The sequence below is a fragment of the Xanthomonas arboricola pv. guizotiae genome (assembly GCF_002940205.1).
GTDB classification, from domain to species: domain Bacteria; phylum Pseudomonadota; class Gammaproteobacteria; order Xanthomonadales; family Xanthomonadaceae; genus Xanthomonas; species Xanthomonas arboricola_C.
On record NZ_MDSK01000022.1, the window covers coordinates 1 to 18,786 of the forward strand.

Consider the following 18,786-nt stretch of genomic DNA (forward strand, 5'->3'; position numbering starts at 1 on the left):
ACGCCGTACGAGTTCATCTGCAAGCAGTGGACATCCGAACCCGAGCGGTTCAAGGTGGACCCGATCCATCTAATGCCGGGACTGAACACCTAGTGTGCCATAGCCGCCACAGAACGTCTTACCTCAGGTGCGGCGTTGGCATTTTTTTAGCGATTAATGGAGCCTAGGCCAAGTGTAGTTGACCAACTGAGTACATGCCGATATTTGTGCCACCGGCACTTATTTGGGAAAACCATGATTCACCCGCACAAGGCTAATGGAAACCCGTGCGGTTATCGGCCATCTCCATCTAGCGACATCACATCAGGTTGCTCTCCTTGCGACCTCAGCCGTCCAGCAATGCCTTATCCCGCACCGCACCCTTATCCGCACTGGTCGCCAGCAGCGCATACGCCTTCAACGCAGTGGTGACCTTGCGTGGGCGCACCTCGACCGGCTTCCAGCCCTTGGCATCTTGCTCTGCACGACGAAGGGCAAGTTCCTCTTCCGAGATCAGCAGATTGATCGAGCGGTTGGGGATGTCGATCAGGATCTTGTCGCCATCGCGTACCAGCCCGATCGCGCCGCCTGCGGCGGCTTCCGGTGAGGCGTGGCCGATCGACAGGCCCGAGGTGCCGCCGGAGAAGCGGCCGTCGGTGAGCAGGGCGCATTGTTTGCCCAGGCCCTTGGATTTGAGATAGCTGGTGGGATAGAGCATCTCCTGCATGCCGGGGCCGCCCTTGGGGCCTTCGTAGCGGATGACCACGATGTCGCCGGCTTTCACTTCGTCGGCGAGGATGCCCTTGACCGCCGCATCCTGGCTTTCGTACACGCGCACATTGCCTTCGAACACGTGGATGGATTCGTCCACGCCCGCGGTCTTCACCACGCAGCCGTCGCGGGCGATATTGCCGTACAGCACGGCCAGGCCGCCTTCCTGCGAGAACGCGTGCGCGACATCGCGGATGCAGCCGTCGCTGCGGTCGGTGTCCAGGCTGTCCCAGCGGGTGGCCTGGCTGAAGGCGATCTGCGTGGGGATGCCGGCCGGGCCGGCCTTGTAGAACGTGTGCACGGCCTCCGCGTCGGTCTGGGTGACATCCCACTGCGCGATGGCGTCGGCCAGCGTGCGTGCGTGCACCGTGGCCGCGTTGGTATGCAGCAGGTCGCCACGCGCCAGCTCGCCGAGGATGGCCATGATGCCGCCGGCGCGGTGCACGTCTTCGATATGGTACTTGGGCGTGTTCGGGGCGACCTTGCACAGCTGGGGCACGCGCTTGGACAGGCGGTCGATGTCGCGCATGCCAAACGGCACGTCGCCTTCCTGCGCGGCGGCGAGCAGATGCAGGATGGTGTTGGTCGAGCCGCCCATCGCGATATCCAGGGTCATCGCGTTTTCGAACGCTTCGAAGGTGGCGATGCCGCGCGGCAGCGCGGTGGGATCTTCGCCGCCGTACCAGCGGTGACACAGCTCCACCGCCACGCGTCCGGCGCGCAAAAACAATTGCTCGCGGTCGGCGTGCGTGGCCACCACGGTGCCGTTGCCCGGCAGCGACAGGCCCAGCGCTTCGGTCAGGCAGTTCATCGAGTTGGCGGTGAACATGCCCGAGCACGAGCCGCAGGTGGGGCAGGCACTACGTTCGAACTCGGCCACCTTCTCGTCGGAGGCGCTGTCGTCGGCGGCGATCACCATCGCGTCGATCAGATCGAGCTTGTGTTCGGCCAGCTTGGTCTTGCCGGCTTCCATCGGCCCGCCGGAGACGAACACGGTGGGGATGTTGAGCCGCAGCGCGGCCATCAACATGCCGGGGGTGATCTTGTCGCAGTTGGAAATGCACACCAGTGCGTCGGCGCAATGCGCGTTGACCATGTATTCGACCGAGTCGGCGATGATCTCGCGGCTGGGCAGCGAATACAGCATGCCGTCGTGACCCATGGCGATGCCGTCGTCCACGGCGATGGTGTCGAACTCCTTGGCCACGCCGCCGACGCGTTCGATCTCGCGCGCGACCAGCTGGCCGAGATCCTTCAGATGCACGTGCCCGGGCACGAACTGGGTGAACGAGTTGGCGATGGCGATGATGGGCTTGTGGAAGTCCCCATCCTGCATGCCGGTGGCGCGCCACAGTGCGCGGGCGCCGGCCATGTTGCGGCCGTGGGTGGAGGTCTTGGAGCGGTACTCGGGCATGGCGAATTCGACGGCTGATTGGCGAGCGGTGGCTGGCAATTAGACCGCGTCGTGACTGTTGCTGCTGCAACGGTCGCGGCGCGCTCCGGTGATCCGGCACGGTAGCACGCGGGGCAGGGCACGCCGTGGCGGTGGGGAGGGCGCCGGCAGGGTGCGCATCGCAAAAGCAGCGGCGGAGCGTTCGCGGGCACGGCGCGCGAACACGCGCCTCCCGCTGGTCGGCGTGGCATGTAATGCGATGTAAACGTATGCGTGCCGGCATGCAGTGCCCGGAGTGCGAACCGGAGCGCAGATTGCGCCGTTGCCACACCGGCACGATTGTCCTTAGACCGGTGTGGCAGAGGGGAGCACCACCGCCAAGGATCTCCACCAACGGCACCGCAGGAGGCGCCCATGTCCGACCATCCACACCCACACCCACACCCACACCCACGCCGCACGGCAGTGGCAGCCCCGCATCCCATCGAGCAGACGCCGGCAGCAACAGCCCGCATCACCCGCCGTCGCGTGCTGCAGGGCGCAGCCGGCGCGGTGGCATTGGCCGGCCTCGGGTGGGGCGGCCGCGCGGCTGCGCAGAGCGCCACCCTGCCGTTTGCGGGCCTGAACCTGTCGGGCCTGGCCTCCAACAGCTATGTGGAGAATGCCGAGATCGGCACGCACTACCGCGCCATCACCGCACAGCACGTGGCCGCCGCCGGGGCCTGCCCGCTGTTCCGGCTGCCGACCACGGCCGCGCGCTTCACGCGGGGGCAGGGCGTGGCCTTGAACGAGACCTACTGCAGCCAGGTCCAGGATGCGCTGGACCACATCGCCGCCCGCGGCAAGCGCGCCGTCGTGGAGCTGCACGACTACATGCGCCTGCCGCAGCGGGTGGCCGTCAAGTCGGGCTATCGGCGCGACGCCAGCGGCGCGCTTGTCGATGCGCGTGGCAACCGCATCGACGACCCGGCGGCCGCCGCGGTCTGGGCCGACACCTATCCGCTGCGCAACTTCGGCTACCAGGGCTACTTCGATCGCCGCGACGGGCTGCTCAAGCTGTACGAATACCGCGTGATCGGCACGCCGGGGTGCACGCTCTACAACGCGTCCGGCCTGCCCGACCTGTGGGCACGCATCGTCAACCGGTTCCGGCAGCACCCGGCGGTGTTCGGCTGGGGCGTGATGAACGAGCCCTATCAGGGCGACGAGCGCGCCGCCGACGGCAGCGTGCTGTCGATGGCAACGCACTGGCAGAACACCGCCACTGCGTGCTGCAAGACCATCATCGATCGCGACCGCGACCACTTCGTGTTCGTGTGCGGCAACGGCTATGCCAGTGCCCGGCTCTGGCAGAAGGATTCGATGGGCCTGTTCGACATCCCCGATCCCTACAACCGCATCGTCTACGAAGCGCACAACTATCTGGACAGCAACGGGGCTGGCGGCGGCAACTGGATCGGACCGGGCGGGCGCAACGAAGCGATCCAGCCCGATACCGGCATCACGATGGTGACGCCCTTCATCGAGGCGCTGCGGGATGCCGGCAAGCGCGGTTATCTCGGCGAGCACGGCTACCCGGCCGGCAACCGCAGCGCGGAGGTTGCCACCACGCGGATGCTGGCCCATCTGCAGGCGAACAATATCCCCAGCACGCAATGGTGCTTCGGCCCCGGTTGGCCGGATGACGACGTGCTCGGCATGAGCCGCGACGTGGGCGCGGACATCCAGGCCAAGAACAATCTCGCTGCCGTGCAGGGCTTTTTCGACGTGCGCCTGTCCAGCTACATCCCGCCGCGCTAGCCACGCTGCCGCTGCCGGCAGGTGGCGGCGGTTTACACTGGCGGCATGCGCAAGAACATCCCGTGCCGCGCCGGCTGCGCGGCCTGCTGCATCGCGCCGTCGATCAGTTCGGCCATCCCCGGCATGCCGCAAGGCAAGCCGGCGGGCGTGCCCTGCGTGCAGCTCGACGGCCAGGGCCGTTGTCGCCTGTTCGGGTTGCCGACGCGGCCGGCGGTGTGCGCCAGCCTGCGTCCGTCCGAGGACATGTGCGGCGCATCGCGCGCGCAGGCGCTGGCCACGTTGACGGCACTGGAGCACGCCACGCGGCCGTGAGCCGCGGCACGCCTCAGCTGCCGGTGCCCTGCGCCTTGCGGGAGAAGACCCGCTTGATGCCCGTACCCACGGCAAACACGCCCAACAGCACCAGCTTCCAGCCCTTGGCCAGCAACAGGCCCAGCTTGGCGAACAGCCCGGCCTTGGCCGCCAGGCCACCGCCGATCAGCCCGGCCAGCCCATAGCTGGCGATCTTGTCGGTGGACGGGTTGTGGTCGGCGTAGCGCGCGCCCTGGTCGAATTCGGTCATCGGCAGCAATTGCTGCATGCCCTGGCGGACCTGTTCGAGCTGGTCCATGCCGGCGACGGCATTGAGGCTGAGGTAGCCGCTGCGGCCCAGCACGCGGATATCGTAGTTGAGCGTGTGCTGCTGGGCGCCATCGAAGCGCAGTTCCTTGGCCCAATAGAGCTTCTTGCTGCCGGCGTCGTACCGCGGCGGCACCGCCCAGCCGAGCAAGTCGACGCTGCCGTAGCCCTGCTCGCGGCGCGCGGCGTTGTCTTCGGCGGTGCCCTTCTGCATGTCGGCCAGCAGCTCGCCGTAATCGATCTTGGCGGCATCCTCGTAGGATACATAACCGTCGGCGGCATAGGTCACCACCACTGCCCAGCCACCCGGCGCATCCAGTGCGGGTGTGCGCGGCACGATCATGCCCAGCACGCTGTCGTCGGGCGGGTTGCCCCACAGCTGCTCGAGCACGCGGCGCGTGTCGGCCTTGTCCAGGTAGCGGAATGCCGGGTCCAGGTCGAGGTGCGCCTTGGCTTGCGGCACGTCGATGTGGCCGGCGCGGTACTGCAGGGCAGACAGCACCTGCGCTTCGTCGACGGCGTCGGCTGGAATGGCCAGCAGCGACGGGCTTGCGATCAGCAGGCAGGCGGCCAGCAGGCTGCCCAGGGCAAAACGCGTATGCATCGGGTCGAATCCATTCGAGGGCAGCGTCCCCACGCCGCAGGGCGCCGATCATGCCATGGCCGCGTAGGGCGGACAACGGCTCAGCCGGTGCCGACGGTGCCCAGGTACTGGTCCTTGAGCCGCACATAATGCTGCGCCGAATAATGCAGGCTCTCGATTTCCTTGTCGCTGAGCGTGCGGGCCAGCCGTGCGGGATTGCCCAGCCACAACTCGCCTTCGCCGACGATCTTGCCCGGGCCGACGACCGCCCCGGCGCCGACGAAGCCGTAGCGCTTGACGGTGGCGCCGTCGAGCACGCAGGCGCCCATGCCGATCAGGCACAGGTCTTCGATGGTACAGGCATGCAGGATGGTGCCGTGGCCGACCGTGACATCGGCGCCGATCACGGTCGGGTAGCCGGCCTTGTTGAAGGGACTGTGGTGGCTGACGTGGATGATGGTGCCGTCCTGCACGTTGGTGCGTGCGCCGACCTGCACATGATTGACGTCGCCGCGAATCACCGTGCCCGGCCACACCGACACGTCATCGCCCAGGCTCACCTTGCCGATGATGGTGCAGGCAGGATCGACATAGACGCGTGCGCCCAGTTGCGGGGTGTGTTCCAGGAACGAGCGAATCGGGGTCACGATGATCTCCGGCATGTCGGCGTGCCGCCCGGTGCGGGCGCGGCCTGCATGATAGCGGGCAAGCGTCGGCATGCGGAAAGCGCTGGTGCGTGCAGTGGATCGATCTGGCTACGGACGTGCCTGATGCAGCGGCGCAGCGGGTTGGAACAGCTGGCGCCAGGGCGTGTAAGGCCGCGCCTGCACATTCGCTGCCGCTTCGAACGGATCGAGGTGTGTGTGGCGGTGTGCAGTCATGCATATGTCGCGTCGTTCAACCTCGCTGCCAGCAACGTTGCATCCATGCCTGCATCACGAGTGCGGCACTGCGCTTTGTAGGCCTGACCAAACGAACGTGATGGTTGCCCGGTCTGATCGCAATCGAGGCACGCGCTGCAGCCGCATGAAAGTCGATCGTTTCCGTACAGGCAAGGCGCACCCTGCAGATGCCGCTGCGCAGACAGCTCAACGAATGCGTGGAGAGGCAAGCGAAGCGCGCTGCCGGCTTGTTCGATAAGCGCACACCCATGCAGGCCGCTGTCTTGAACGCCCTCTGCGATCGGCCTAGCGTGCCGGTGACGTTGCAACGCCCCGTCCGTCGTTGCCGCGTTGCCGCGTTGCAGTACCGCTGCGCTGTCGAAGGCCGTCGCAGCTTCCAGCGTGCTTGCGTCTTCGTCGTGGCGGCGCTGCGTGAGCGCATGGCCATGCGTGAGGTTGCCAATGCAGCTGCCCTCCCTACCAGGATCACCCGATGACCCAGAGCGCCGCGACACCTGCACCCTTCGTACTGCAACGCATGACGCGGTTCCAGTGGAGGGCGGTGGCGGTGTGCGTGTTGCTGACCATGCTCGATGGCTTCGATGTGATGGCGATGGCCTTCACCGCCCCGCAGGTGTCGGCGCAGTGGCAGTTGTCGGGCAAGCTGCTCGGGGCCTTGTTCAGTGCCGGCCTGGTCGGCATGGCGGTGGGGTCGTTGCTGCTGGCGCCGTTGGCCGACCGCATCGGGCGGCGCGCGACGATCCTGGCATGCCTGGCGATCTTGACCATGGGCATGGGCGCCTCGGCACTGGCCACCGGGGTGTGGCAACTCGGTGCGTTGCGGGCATTTACCGGGATCGGCATCGGCGGCATGCTGGCCTGCGTTGCGGTCATCGCTGCCGAATATTCCACCGCCCAGTGGCGCAGCACGGCACTGGCGCTGCAGGCCACCGGTTATCCGATCGGCGCGACGCTGGGCGGCGCGATCGCAGCACTGCTGTTGCAGCACTGGTCCTGGCACGCGGTGTTCGTGCTCGGTGCGCTCGGGTCGCTGCTGTGTGTGCCCTTGGTGCTGGCGTTTTTGCCCGAGTCGTTGGAATTTCTGATCGCGCGTCGCCCGCCCGATGCAGGCGCACGCTTCAACGCGGTGCTCGCGCGCATGGGCATGCCGCCGCAGGCGGTACTGCCGTCACCGCCGCCGCATGGCTCCGATCGGGCGCGGGGCTATGCGGCCCTGTTCGTGCCGGCATTGCGGCGGCAGTCGCTGTTGATCGCGCTGGCGTTCTTTCTGCTGATGTTCGCGTTCTATTTCGTGCTCAGCTGGACCCCGAAGCTGCTGGTCGTGGCCGGCTTGTCGGCAGAGCAGGGCGTGACCGGTGGCGTGTTGTTGAATCTGGGCGGCATTGCCGGCGGCGCGATCTTCAGCGCGCTGGCCGCGCGCACGCGGCTGTCGTGGCTGACCGCCGGTGCGCTGGGGCTGTCGGCGCTGGCGCTGCTGGCCTTTGGCTGGTACGGCACGGTGCCGGGTTGGGCGTTCGTCATTGCGCTGCTGAGCGGCGCGGCGCTGTTTGCCGCCATCGCCGGGCTGTATGCGGTGGCGCCAGTGGTCTTCACCGCAGCGGTACGTTCCACCGGCATGGGCTGGGCGATCGGGGTGGGCCGCTTCGGTGCGATCGCCTCGCCGCTGTGCGTGGGCGTGCTGGTGGATGCGGGCTGGTCGCCGGCGGCCCTGTACCTGGCCTGCAGCGTGCCGTTGCTGCTCGCGGCCATCGCCGTGCTGGGCATGCGGCTGCCGGCGCGCTGAACTGCTCAGCAGGGCGGTTGCCGCGCGGCGCTAGCGAGTTCTACCGGGCCAAAGAAATCCTGCGCACCGCCGATAACCCGATAGACCCTCCATCGTCGTGGCGGGCTCTTCCGCGGACCATTTGCAGATCAGCGCCGCCATGCTCAGAACCATCGACTCAGATCAACTCCGCCCCGGCATGTATGTCTACAAGCTGCTGGGCGCGTGGGTGCACCATCCGTTCTGGAAGACCTCGTTCCTGGTCGATTCTCACGACGTGGAGAAGATTCATGGCAGCCGGATCGAGCAACTGGTGATCGACACCGCGCGTGGCCTGGACCTGGACACGGCGGCGCCGGACGCGCCCGATCCGGAGCCTGAGCCGGAGCAACCGCCGCCGCCGGCCCCGGAACCCGCCGAGCCGGCCACCACCACGCGCACCGCGCGGACCAATAGCGTCACCGCGCAGGTCGGCATCGAGTCCGAAGTGGTGCGCGCACGCAAGATCTTCGAAGACGGCCGCGACACGGTCGAGGCGATGTTCCGCGATGTGCGGCTTGGACGCACCGTCGACACCGAGGCGGCGATGCCGCTGGTGGAAGCCATCAACGATTCGGTCCTGCGGCATCCGCAGGCCTTGATCAGCGTGGCAAGGCTCAAGACCGCCGACGACTACACCTATCTGCATTCGATGGCGGTGGCCGGCCTGATGAGCGGGCTGGCGCGCCAGCTCGGTCTGCCCGAAGCGCAGGTCGTCGAGGCGGCCATGGGCGGCCTGCTGCACGACATGGGCAAGGCGGTGACGCCGCTGGACATCCTCAACAAGCCCGGCAAGCTCACCGACGAGGAGATGGAGATCATGCGCCAGCATCCGCTGGACGGTCATCGCCTGCTGGTGGCCGGCGGGGTGCAGAACGCGGTGGTGCTGGAGATCGCGCTGCACCACCACGAAAAAATGGACGGCAGCGGCTACCCGAACCGCCTGGCGGGCGAGAACATCGCGCTGATGTCGCGGATGGGCGCGGTGTGCGATGTGTACGACGCCATCAGCTCGGACCGCCCGTACAAGCGCGGCTGGGATCCGGCCGAATCGCTCAAGCGCATGGCCTCGTGGAAGGGGCATTTCGATCCGGTGGTGTTCCAGGCCTTCGTGCGGCGGCTGGGGATTTATCCGGTCGGCTCGTTGGTGCGGCTGGAGTCGCAGAAACTGGCGGTGGTGATCGAGCAGACCCCCGATGCGCTGCTCAAGCCCAAGGTGCGCGTGTTCTATTCGGCCAAGCTGCGCAGCCATGTGCTGGTGCAGGACATCGACCTGTCGCGCCCGGACTGCCAGGACCGCATCGCGCAGATGGAAAGCCCCTCCGACTGGGGCTTCCGCGACCTCGAGAAGCTCTGGCTGCCGTAAGCCGTAATCCGTAAGCCGTAGTCCGCTGGCCCCAGGCCGCAGGTGTGCCTGCGGCCTGCCTGGCGCGGAGATGCGCTGGGCGAGTGGGCTGGATGCGCAAGCGTCGTCCGGCGACGGCCGCAGCCTTGCCGTCGTGACCGCCACCATCGCTGCCAGGCCCGGCATACCGCGCGCAGCTGTGCCCGGCGTGCCTGTCACAGGCGGTTGCCGCCACGCCCGCGAGGCCCCACTGGCCCACTGGCCCATCGGCCCACTTGGTCATCCTGGCGAGCGCGACCATGCTGCGCTGCAGCTTGGCAATGTAGTTATGATCCATAACTATTCCGGTACGCAATCACTTGCCGACCCCGGATCCCATGTCCCAGCCCTGCCTGGATGACCGTCGCTTCCCACACCTGCCTGCCGCCGCATGCGGCGGCCATGTGCTGGCGCTGGACTGGCGCCAGCCTGTGGCGGCCTGCCCGCATGGCGGTGCCGCGCGCTTGACGGCCACGCCCACATCGGCATGCCTGCGCGCGTCTACAATGCAGTTCACGCCGCGGATCGGCGTTGCGGGCGGTGAGCGCTGCGCGCACCGGTCCGCCCGTCGTCTTCGCTGCGAGAACCGTCATGTCCGTCACTGCCACTGCCGTCCCGCTGCCGGATGCCGTCACCACGGTGGATCAGGCACGCCTGCTGCGGCTGCTGGGCTACCGCATCACCCGCACCGAGTTGCTGGTGCGGCGGATGTTTCAGGACTGCGTGGCGGCATTCGACCTCAAGCCGGTCGACTTCTCGCTGCTGATGCTGGTGGACGGCAACCCGGGCATCAACCAGCGCCAGATCGGCGACGTGCTGCACGTGTCGGCGCCCAACCTGGCGATCGTGGTGGCACGCCTGGTCAAGCGCCGCCTGCTGCGGCAGGTGCGCGGACGCCAGGACCGACGCATGCAGCATCTGTCGCTGACCAGTGCCGGCGTGGTCCTGCTGAGCGCCGCCGAGGCCGAAGTGCTGCGCATGGAACAGCAACTCAGCGTGGTGCTTGGCAGCAGCGAGGCGCCGTTGCTGCGCGCACTCGACCGGCTGGACCGGCTGGACACCGCGTAATCCGGCGCTGCCGTGCAGGCGCACGGCCCGCTTTCCTTTTGACCTGTGCACGCGCCGTTGCCGGCGTGTCGATCGCGCCTGGCTGACCGTTGTCCCGCCGCAGTTCCCGCGGTCCCTCCCCATGCTGGAGATGTTCGCAGTGAGCTATCGATCGGTCCTGTCCGGCTTGTCTTCCCGCGCGTCGGTACTGCGCAGCGCAGCGCTTGCCATGGTGTCGCTGCTTGCTGCCGGCACGGCCGGCGCACAGAGCCTGCCGCAGAGTACGACGCTGACCAACGGCATCAATACCGGCGGTACCAGCTATCTGGACGGCTTCACCCGCACCACGCCCGGCTGGGCGGTGATCACCTATCTGCGCCAGAACTCCCTGGATGCGATCAAGGACTCCCGCGGCAACGACGTGCCGGTGTTCGATCGCCCACGTATCGATTCCACCCTGCTGCTGACCCAGGTCGCCTATGTCATCCCGTACAAGCTCTTCGGTGGGGCAGTGGGCATCAACACGTTGCTGCCGCTGATCAACCTGGATGCCTCGTTCGGGCGCAACAGCATTGCCAGCTTGCGCGACAACGGCGCCGGCGTGGGCGACCTGACCTTCGGCCCGTATCTGCAGATGCTGCCGGTGATCCGCAATGGGAGGCCGGTGTTTTCGCAGCGTTTCGAAATCGATGCGATCGCGCCGATCGGCAAGTTCGACCGCGATCGCGACCTCAATCAGGGCGCCGGCTACTGGTCGCTGGTGCCGCAATACGCGTTCACCGTGTTCCCGACCCCCAACTGGGAAGTCAGTGCACGCATCAACTACATCTACAACTTCCGCAGCGAGCGGCGCCCGAACCTGCCGCCGGGCTTTGCGTTCCGCAACGGCCAGGCCGGCGATGCGGGCTGGATCAACTTCGCCACCTCCTGGGAAGTGGTGCCCGACATCCGCCTCGGCGTGAATGCCTATTACCTCACCCAGTTCCGCGACAACCGCACCAATGGGCAGCGCGTGGCCGATACCCGCCAACGCGTGTTCTATGCCGGCCCCGGCGGCGTGTGGCGGATGGATGCCAACAATATGCTGCTCGCCAACGTGTATCTGCCGGTGGAGGTCAGGAACGCTGCCTCCGGCAACAACGTCAACCTGCAGTACGTCCATGTGTTCTAGCGCCGGCACGGCCGGCTTCTTCGGAGAGTGGCGATGAATCTGCAGAACAAGACGATCGTGGTCACCGGCGTGGCATCGGGCATCGGTGCCGAAGTCGCGCGCCTGGCCCGCTTCCATGGCGCCACGGTGATTGGTGTCGATCGCACGCCGGTGCAGATGTCGCTGCATGGGTTCCACCAGGCCGATCTCGGCGATCCGGCGTCCATCGATGCGCTGGTGCAGGCCTTGCCGGCGCGTGTCGATGCGCTGGCCAATGTGGCGGGGGTTCCCGGTACCGCGCCGCTGGAGGTGGTGGCGCGCGTCAACTATCTGGGCCTGCGCCAGTTGAGCCAGGTGCTGTTGCCGCGCATGACGCCCGGCGGTTCCATCATCAACGTGGCCTCCATCCTGGGCGCCGAATGGCCGCAGCGCCTCGAACTGCACAAGCAACTGGCCGCCACCGACAGCTTTGCGTCCGGCACCGCATGGCTGCAGGCGCATGCGGTGGCGCACGCCACCTGCTACCAGTACTTCAAGGAAGCGCTGATCGTGTGGACCCTGCTGCAGTCGCGGCCCTGGTTCGCCGAGCATGGCGTGCGCGTCAACAACGTCTCGCCGGGGCCGGTGTTTACGCCGATTCTTGGCGATTTCGTCACCATGCTCGGCGAGGAGCGCGTCAAGGAAGACGCCAAGCGCATGACGCGGCCGGCGTATGCCGACGAGGTGGCCGACGCCATCGTGTTTCTCGCCTCCGACGCGGCGCGCTGGATCAACGGCATCACCCTGCCGGTCGATGGCGGGCTGGCGTCCACCACTCTGTAACACCACCCCTCAGCAGGAGGCTAGACCATGAATGCTCTCCCCACTCACGCAATTGCCGCAAGCGCCGCTCCGGCGTGGCATGGCTGTATCTTCAACGGCGACTGGGTGCCCGGCAACGGCGGCACCGTGCAGATCATCGAGCCGGCCACCGGCACGCTGCTGCACGAAGTCGGCAAGTCCGATCTGGCCGACGTCGCCGCTGCGGTGGCGCTGGCGAAAAAAGCGCAACGTGCCTGGGCAGCCACTGCGCCGCGCGAGCGCGCTGCGGTGTTTCACCGTGCCGCGCAGCTGATGCAAGCGCGCAGTGCCGAAGCGGCGCTGCTGATCGCGCGCGAAACCGGCGGCATCCTGCCCAAGGCCCAGCGCGAAGTGGACGAGTCGGTAGTGTTCTATCAGCAGGCTGCAGCGCTGCCGCTGCAGGCGGTCGGCCAGGTGCTGCCGACCGGCGACGGTCAGCTCAGCCTGGCCCGGCATTTGCCGCTGGGCGTGATTGCAGTGATTTCCCCGTTCAATTTCCCGCTGATCCTGTCGCTGCGCTCGGTCGCCCCGGCGCTGGCGATGGGCAATGCGGTGGTGCTCAAGCCTGACCCGCGCACGCCGTATACCGGCGGCGTGGTCATCGCGCAGGTGCTGGAAGAAGCCGGCCTGCCGAAGGGGTTGCTGCATGTGCTGCACGGCGATGCAGCGATCGGGCAGGCGCTGGTCGAATCGCCGGATGTCCCGATGATTGCCTTCACCGGCTCTACCGCGGCAGGGCGGCGCATCGGCGAGATCGCTGGGCGGCATTTGAAGAAGGTGTCGCTGGAGTTGGGCGGCAACAACGCGATGATCGTCCTCGACGACGCCGATCTGGACAAGGCCGCCTCTGCAGTGGCATTCGGCGCCTACTCGCATCAAGGGCAGATCTGCATGGCCACCGGCCGCGTGCTGGTCCAGCGCGGTATCGCCGATGCATTGACGCAGCGGCTGGCCGAAAAAGCCCGGCATCTGCCGGTCGGCGATCCGGTCAGCGGTACCGTGGCACTGGGCCCGATCATCGACCAGCGCCAGCTGCAGCGGGTGATCGATATCGTGAACGACAGCGTCGCCGCCGGTGCGGTGGTGGAAGCCGGTGCCAGCAACGAAGGCCTGTTCTATGCGCCGACGGTGTTGTCCAACGTGCGTCCGGGCATGCGTGCATTCGACGAGGAAATCTTCGGCCCGGTGATCAACATCACCGTGTTCGACACCGACGAGGAAGCTGCGGAACTGGCCAACCACGGCGAGTACGGTCTGGCTGCGGGCATCCTGTCGGCGTCGGTGTCGCGCGCGATGCGCCTGGGCGACAAGCTGCATACCGGCCTGTTGCATATCAACGATCAGACCGTGGCCGATGAAGTCATCAACCCCTTCGGCGGGACCGGCGCGTCGGGCAACGGCACCAGTGTCGGTGGGGTGGCCGATTGGGAGCAGTACACCCACTGGCAATGGCTGACGATCAAGAACGAAGTGCCGCAGTACCCGTTCTGACCGACGCGGCGCAACCGACCGGGTGGCGGGGCTGCAGGCGAGCCGTGGATCAGCCGCGTTGGGGCTGATCTATCGGCGTTGTCCAAGCGCACTGCTCTTAACCTTGCCCATCGACCATCTCAACTGGTCCTTGCCCGCTCACCGTCGCGGGACCTTACGCGGCATGGATGCCGCGTAAGAGCCTTACAAGGACATACTTGCGGCGTGTCCTGCGATGGTGGGCGGGCAAGGGCCCTGCAACCGAGTCACAGACCAGCCGCTCTGCAACCAACGCATCGGCACCGTTCAATCACCTTTCAAGACGATCGAGATCTCGCGCTTCAGGAGTTTTTGTCAGCCGCTCTTACTCGCCAGCGCGGAATTGCGTCGGCGAGCAGCCGGCATGGCGTGCGAAGTAGCGGCTGAAATATGCAGCGTCGAAAAATCCAAGGCTGGCGGCGATCTGCTGCACGCTCAGACTGGTGTAGCGCAGGCTGCGGCGTGCTTCGAGCATGATCCGGCGCTGCAGTAACTGCAGTGCCGAGGCGCCGGCCAGTCGCTGGCATAACGCGTTGAGATGGCCCGGAGTCAGACCCAGCTGCTCGGCATAGCGGGAGATTGGCCAATGCGCGCGGTAGTGCTGGTCAATCAGGGTCTGATAACCACGCAGATGGCGCAATGCCGGGTCGGCGTACGGGCTCACCGCAGCCGCATCCTGCGCGTGCTCCAGTGCCGTGCGGGCGGTCCAGATCAACAGCTGCGCTGCGGCGGCGTGCAATGCGGCCTCGTGGCCGATGCGTCGGCACGCGTGATCGTCGGCAATGCTGGCGAACAGCACGTCGAGCAATCCGCATGCATGGCGTGCGCGCAGGACCTGCGGGATGGCCAGCGCACGCTGCAACAGCGGCGCGGCACTCAAGGCACTACGTACCAATGGCATGCACACGGTGATGATGTGACCGCGCACCTGTGGATCGAAGTTGAAACCATGCACGCACAGCGGTGGCAGCCAGATCACGCTTGCGCCACGCACGCGCTGGCTGCGTCCATCCAGCTGCAGCGTCGCCGGCCCGCGTTGCATGTACAGCAGTTGCGCCAGGTCTTCGTGCCGGTGCGGGGCGATGCGCCAGTCATGCAGCCGGCTGCGTGCGGCAATCGACTCCCAGTGCAATAGCTCGGGCGTGTCGGCCTGCTGCTCGCCATACAGGCCGAAGGCGGGAACCGCAGCGGCTGCGGCAGTGGCGTGCGCGCGTGTGGGCATCGTCGAAAAGTCCAGGTACTGCACACAATCATCCCTTCAAAGCATGTGCTTGGCTACCCACACTGGCCTGCATCCCTCGGCTGAGGCAGGAGCATTGCATGCGAACCCAGATCGCAATCATCGGCGCCGGCCCCTCCGGCCTGTTGCTGGGCGAGCTGTTGCTGCGGGCCGGTATCGATAGCGTGGTGATCGAGCGGCAGACTCCGGAGCATGTGCTGGGGCGTATCCGTGCCGGCGTGCTGGAACAGGGCAGCGTGGCGCTGTTGCAACGGGCAGGGGTTGGCGCACGCGTGCAGCGCGAAGGCTTGCCGCATCACGGCTTCGAACTGTCGCTGGATGGCCGGCGCGAGCGCATCGATCTGCTGCGCGGCTGCGGACGCAGTGTCACCGTCTATGGCCAGACCGAGGTCACTGCCGATCTGATGCAGGCCCGTACGCGCAGCGCTGCGCCAACGTATTACAGCGCGCAGGACGTGACGCTGTGCGGGGTGGACAGCGATGCGTCCGCGGTGGAATTCACCCACAATGGCCAGCGCCTGCGTATCGACTGCGACTATATCGTCGGCTGCGACGGCTTCCATGGCATCAGCCGCGCCAGCATTCCGCCCGAACGACTGCGCCTGTTCGAGCGGGTATATCCGTTCGGGTGGCTTGGCGTGCTTGCCGACACCCCACCGGTCCACGACGAGTTGATCTACGCGCAGCACCCACGCGGCTTTGCCTTGTGTTCGATGCGCTCGCCGACGCGCTCGCGCTATTACGTGCAGGTGCCGGCCGATACGCGGGTGGAGGCATGGAGCGATCAGGCGTTCTGGGATGCGTTGCGTGCGCGTCTGCCAGACGCCTTGTCTGCGCAACTGGTCACCGGGCCATCGATCGAAAAGAGCATTGCGCCGTTGCGTAGCTTCGTCGCCGAGCCGATGCAGTACGGGCGTCTGTTCCTGGCCGGCGATGCGGCGCATATCGTGCCACCCACGGGCGCCAAGGGCCTGAATCTGGCGCTGGCCGATGTCGGCTTGCTGGCGCAATTGTTCGAGCGCTGGAACGCGCGTGGCGATATAGCGGTGCTGCAGCAGTATTCGGCGCTGGCGCTGCAGCGGGTGTGGAAGGCCGAACGGTTTTCATGGTGGATGACCACCTTGCTGCATACTTTCGACGATCAGGACGCATTCACCGCACGCATTCATGCCGCAGAGCTGGATTATCTGCTGGGCAGCGAGGCCGGGCGCGCAACACTGGCCGAGAACTACGCGGGCTTGCCGTTGGTGGAGCTGCCGGATTGAGCGTCGCGATGGCCGCCGTCGGGATGCCTCGTGTGCGCGCGAGAAACCGACTGCGGTGGTTATCTTCTGATTACCACCAATACCGCAGGTGCCCTGGTGCACTCCAGGGCGGCTAGCGGGCGAGCGGACGCGGCCGGTAGGCTGGCCGCGACGCGTGGAAAACCCCGTGTGTCAAGGCGCGTCGTCCCCCAATCAATGGTGCACCGTGTTGGCACCCAGCCAGCGCAGCGCCCGTCTCCACGTAAGGAGTCCTCCATGAAGAAGCTGTTCTCACGCGCCTTGCTGCTGGTCATGCTGGTGGCGCCGGTGGCTGCGTTCGCGCAGACCGCAGTGACCGAAAATCCCAACCACCAGAAGATGCTGCTCGGCTCCACCTGGCCCGAGACCGTCAACAAGCGGCTGGTCTACGATTTCTGGCGCATCGTGTTCGAAGCTGGCCAGGTGCAGGAAGCGCCGAAGTACATGGACAAGAACTACATCCAGCACAATCCCAATGTGGCCAATGGTCGCGATGCCTTCATCGCGTTCCTGACCGCATTCGTGCCGCCCACGCCGGTATAGGCACGCGTGCAGTTGCCGCTGGTGGCCATCACGGCAGATCGCGATCTGGTCACGCTGGTGTCCGTACGCACGCTGCCGGATCCGCGCGATCCGAGCAAGACCTATACCACCACCTGGTTTGACATGTTCCGCATCAAAAAAGGCCTGATCAAGGAGCATTGGGATCCGGACACGATTGCCGGCCGCGCCAATACCGGCGGCCAGTAATCGCTGCTGCATTGCAGGGCTGCAACGTGCAGCGCTGCAATGCGTGAGCCATGCAGGTCGTCGGCAACCATGCCGGTGGTTGACGAAAAAGACGACGCCCGCCTGACGGCGGGCGTCGTCTTTTTGAGGGCGGCGGTCAGCGGATGCGGAAGCCCATCGTCGCTTCCACTGCCTGCTGCCAGCCGGCATAGAGTTGTTCGCGCTTGTCGTCGGCCATGGTCGGCTCGAAGCGGCGATCCACTGCCCACTGTTTGGCGATCTCTTCGCGGCTGCTCCAGAACCCGGTCGCCAGACCGGCCAGATAGGCGGCGCCAAGCGCGGTGGTTTCGGCCACTTCCGGTCGCAGGACCGGCACGTTGAGCATGTCGCTCTGGAACTGCGCCATGAAGTCGTTGGCGATCGCGCCACCGTCGGCGCGCAGTTCCTTCAGCTCGATGCCCGAATCGGCCTGCATCGCAGTCAATACGTCGCGGGTCTGGTAGGCCATCGATTCCACTGCCGCACGCACGAAGTGTTCCTTGGTGGTGCCGCGGGTCAGCCCGAACACCGCGCCGCGGATATCGCTGCGCCAGTACGGCGCGCCCAGGCCGACGAAGGCCGGCACGAGGTAGACCCCGTCGTTGTCGCCGGCACGTTCGGCATAGGCCTGCGAGTCGCTGGCCTTGCCGAGCATGCGCAGCCCGTCGCGCAGCCACTGCACCACCGAGCCGGCGACGAAGATCGAGCCTTCCAGCGCGTACTCGACCTTGCCGTCGATGCCCCAGGCGATCGTGGTCAACAGACCGGCCTTGGACGCAACCGCCTTGTCGCCGGTATTCATCAGCGCAAAGCAGCCGGTGCCGTAGGTGTTCTTGGCCATGCCCGGTTCGAAGCAGGCCTGGCCGAACAGCGCCGCCTGCTGATCGCCGGCGATCCCGGCGATCGGCACCTGCTCGCCGTAGAAATACTGGGTTTGGGTCATGCCGTAGATTTCGCTGGACGAGCGCACCTCCGGCAGCATTTGCTTCGGCACGTCCAGCATGGCCAGCAGCTCGGCGTCCCACTCCAGCGTGTGGATGTTGTACATCAGCGTGCGCGAGGCATTGGTGTAGTCGGTGACATGCACCTTGCCGCCGGTGAGATTCCAGATCAGCCAGCTGTCGATGGTGCCGAAGGCCAGCTCGCCGTTGCGCGCGCGCTCGCGCGCGCCGTCGACGTGGTCGAGGATCCATTTGACCTTGGTGCCGGAAAAATACGCATCGATCAGCAGGCCGGTCTTGTCGCGCACCATCTGCTCGTGCCCGGCCTCCTTGAGCTGGGTGCAGATGTCCTTGGTCTGCCGCGATTGCCACACGATGGCGTTGTAGATCGGCTGGCCGGTGGCCTTGTCCCACACCACTGCGGTCTCGCGCTGGTTGGTGATGCCGATACCGGCGATCGAGCGCGCATCGATCTGCGCGTTGTTGAGCAGCTCGGTGATCGTGGTGTAGACGCTGGTCATGATCTCGCGCGGGTTGTGTTCCACCCAGCCCGGCTGCGGAAAGATCTGGCCGAACTCGCGCTGCGCCACACCGGCCACCTTGCCGTTGCGATCGAACAGCATCGCCCGTGAACTGGTGGTGCCTTGATCGATCGCAAGGACGTATTGCTTTTCCATCGGAGATTCCTCGAACAATGCCGGCGCGGGCGCACGGCGAGAAAGTGGGCAGTGCACGCCGCTGCGCGAAAGGCCGATAAAACCCAGGGCCTGCCCGGCA

General features: G+C 66.4%; 14 protein-coding genes and 1 pseudogene. 10 read left to right on the forward strand and 5 right to left on the reverse strand.

Annotated features, from left to right (window positions below):
• Positions 1-325: 325 nt before the first annotated feature.
• Positions 326-2,164 (reverse strand): dihydroxy-acid dehydratase, encoded by a 1,839-nt coding sequence (gene ilvD / locus XarbCFBP7408_RS13845; RefSeq protein ID WP_104563452.1) that lies wholly within the window; start codon positions 2,162-2,164, stop codon positions 326-328.
• 393 nt (positions 2,165-2,557) lie between these two features.
• On the opposite strand from ilvD, the gene XarbCFBP7408_RS13850 reads away from it, so the two are divergent.
• Positions 2,558-3,943: a glycoside hydrolase family 5 protein gene (locus XarbCFBP7408_RS13850; RefSeq protein WP_308632320.1), complete on the forward strand. Its 1,386-nt coding sequence runs from the start codon at positions 2,558-2,560 to the stop codon at positions 3,941-3,943.
• A gap of 45 nt (positions 3,944-3,988) precedes the next feature.
• Positions 3,989-4,255 (forward strand): YkgJ family cysteine cluster protein, encoded by a 267-nt coding sequence (locus XarbCFBP7408_RS13855; RefSeq protein WP_080959949.1) that lies wholly within the window; start codon positions 3,989-3,991, stop codon positions 4,253-4,255.
• A 13-nt stretch (positions 4,256-4,268) separates the two neighbouring features.
• Here the strand turns inward: XarbCFBP7408_RS13855 and XarbCFBP7408_RS13860 are convergent, their stop codons facing one another.
• Together XarbCFBP7408_RS13860 and XarbCFBP7408_RS13865 are read right to left on the reverse strand one after the other, a co-directional pair.
• On the reverse strand, positions 4,269-5,165 hold the full coding sequence (locus XarbCFBP7408_RS13860) for a DUF2167 domain-containing protein (RefSeq protein WP_104563454.1): 897 nt from the start codon (positions 5,163-5,165) through the stop codon (positions 4,269-4,271).
• Between the two features lie 80 nt (positions 5,166-5,245).
• Positions 5,246-5,791, reverse strand: coding sequence for a gamma carbonic anhydrase family protein (locus tag XarbCFBP7408_RS13865; protein WP_181106622.1), 546 nt, complete (start codon positions 5,789-5,791; stop codon positions 5,246-5,248).
• A gap of 727 nt (positions 5,792-6,518) precedes the next feature.
• On the opposite strand from XarbCFBP7408_RS13865, the gene XarbCFBP7408_RS13875 reads away from it, so the two are divergent.
• The 6 genes from XarbCFBP7408_RS13875 to XarbCFBP7408_RS13900 all read left to right on the forward strand — a co-directional run bounded on the left by XarbCFBP7408_RS13875 (position 6,519) and on the right by XarbCFBP7408_RS13900 (position 13,759).
• Entirely contained in the window at positions 6,519-7,829 is a 1,311-nt protein-coding gene (locus tag XarbCFBP7408_RS13875; protein WP_104563456.1) for an MFS transporter, read from the forward strand.
• A gap of 139 nt (positions 7,830-7,968) precedes the next feature.
• Positions 7,969-9,213, forward strand: a complete 1,245-nt coding sequence (locus XarbCFBP7408_RS13880; protein WP_104563513.1) for an HD-GYP domain-containing protein — start codon at positions 7,969-7,971, stop codon at positions 9,211-9,213.
• 609 nt (positions 9,214-9,822) lie between these two features.
• Positions 9,823-10,299, forward strand: coding sequence for a MarR family winged helix-turn-helix transcriptional regulator (locus XarbCFBP7408_RS13885; RefSeq protein ID WP_104563457.1), 477 nt, complete (start codon positions 9,823-9,825; stop codon positions 10,297-10,299).
• 121 nt (positions 10,300-10,420) lie between these two features.
• Positions 10,421-11,449 carry a SphA family protein gene (locus tag XarbCFBP7408_RS13890; protein ID WP_429001392.1) on the forward strand — a complete coding sequence of 343 codons (1,029 nt, stop codon included), beginning with the start codon at positions 10,421-10,423 and terminating at the stop codon, positions 11,447-11,449.
• A gap of 33 nt (positions 11,450-11,482) precedes the next feature.
• Positions 11,483-12,250, forward strand: a complete 768-nt coding sequence (locus XarbCFBP7408_RS13895) for a coniferyl-alcohol dehydrogenase (protein WP_104563458.1) — start codon at positions 11,483-11,485, stop codon at positions 12,248-12,250.
• A 27-nt stretch (positions 12,251-12,277) separates the two neighbouring features.
• On the forward strand, positions 12,278-13,759 hold the full coding sequence (locus tag XarbCFBP7408_RS13900; RefSeq protein ID WP_104563459.1) for a benzaldehyde dehydrogenase: 1,482 nt from the start codon (positions 12,278-12,280) through the stop codon (positions 13,757-13,759).
• Positions 13,760-14,102: 343 nt separating this feature from the next.
• Here XarbCFBP7408_RS13900 and XarbCFBP7408_RS13905 read toward each other — a convergent pair whose 3' ends face one another.
• Positions 14,103-14,999 (reverse strand): helix-turn-helix domain-containing protein, encoded by an 897-nt coding sequence (locus tag XarbCFBP7408_RS13905; RefSeq protein ID WP_104563515.1) that lies wholly within the window; start codon positions 14,997-14,999, stop codon positions 14,103-14,105.
• A 98-nt stretch (positions 15,000-15,097) separates the two neighbouring features.
• Between XarbCFBP7408_RS13905 and pobA the strand changes: the two genes are divergently transcribed.
• Positions 15,098-16,282 (forward strand): 4-hydroxybenzoate 3-monooxygenase, encoded by a 1,185-nt coding sequence (pobA, locus tag XarbCFBP7408_RS13910; protein ID WP_104563460.1) that lies wholly within the window; start codon positions 15,098-15,100, stop codon positions 16,280-16,282.
• 255 nt (positions 16,283-16,537) lie between these two features.
• Positions 16,538-17,050 (forward strand): annotated as a pseudogene (locus tag XarbCFBP7408_RS13915) (nuclear transport factor 2 family protein).
• A gap of 136 nt (positions 17,051-17,186) precedes the next feature.
• Here the strand turns inward: XarbCFBP7408_RS13915 and glpK are convergent.
• On the reverse strand, positions 17,187-18,686 hold the full coding sequence (gene glpK / locus XarbCFBP7408_RS13920) for a glycerol kinase GlpK (RefSeq protein ID WP_104563461.1): 1,500 nt from the start codon (positions 18,684-18,686) through the stop codon (positions 17,187-17,189).
• Positions 18,687-18,786: the final 100 nt, after the last annotated feature.

What these genes read in the sequence shown, in the direction of transcription:
- ilvD (WP_104563452.1), bottom strand. Translation starts at nt 2,164, where the DNA reads ATGCCCGAGTACCGCTCCAAGACCTCCACCCACGGCCGCAACATGGCC.
- XarbCFBP7408_RS13850 (WP_308632320.1), top strand. Translation starts at nt 2,558, where the DNA reads ATGTCCGACCATCCACACCCACACCCACACCCACACCCACGCCGCACG.
- XarbCFBP7408_RS13855 (WP_080959949.1), top strand. Translation starts at nt 3,989, where the DNA reads ATGCGCAAGAACATCCCGTGCCGCGCCGGCTGCGCGGCCTGCTGCATC.
- XarbCFBP7408_RS13860 (WP_104563454.1), bottom strand. Translation starts at nt 5,165, where the DNA reads ATGCATACGCGTTTTGCCCTGGGCAGCCTGCTGGCCGCCTGCCTGCTG.
- XarbCFBP7408_RS13875 (WP_104563456.1), top strand. Translation starts at nt 6,519, where the DNA reads ATGACCCAGAGCGCCGCGACACCTGCACCCTTCGTACTGCAACGCATG.
- XarbCFBP7408_RS13880 (WP_104563513.1), top strand. Translation starts at nt 7,969, where the DNA reads ATGCTCAGAACCATCGACTCAGATCAACTCCGCCCCGGCATGTATGTC.
- XarbCFBP7408_RS13885 (WP_104563457.1), top strand. Translation starts at nt 9,823, where the DNA reads ATGTCCGTCACTGCCACTGCCGTCCCGCTGCCGGATGCCGTCACCACG.
- XarbCFBP7408_RS13890 (WP_429001392.1), top strand. Translation starts at nt 10,421, where the DNA reads ATGCTGGAGATGTTCGCAGTGAGCTATCGATCGGTCCTGTCCGGCTTG.
- XarbCFBP7408_RS13895 (WP_104563458.1), top strand. Translation starts at nt 11,483, where the DNA reads ATGAATCTGCAGAACAAGACGATCGTGGTCACCGGCGTGGCATCGGGC.
- XarbCFBP7408_RS13900 (WP_104563459.1), top strand. Translation starts at nt 12,278, where the DNA reads ATGAATGCTCTCCCCACTCACGCAATTGCCGCAAGCGCCGCTCCGGCG.
- XarbCFBP7408_RS13905 (WP_104563515.1), bottom strand. Translation starts at nt 14,999, where the DNA reads ATGCCCACACGCGCGCACGCCACTGCCGCAGCCGCTGCGGTTCCCGCC.
- pobA (WP_104563460.1), top strand. Translation starts at nt 15,098, where the DNA reads ATGCGAACCCAGATCGCAATCATCGGCGCCGGCCCCTCCGGCCTGTTG.
- glpK (WP_104563461.1), bottom strand. Translation starts at nt 18,686, where the DNA reads ATGGAAAAGCAATACGTCCTTGCGATCGATCAAGGCACCACCAGTTCA.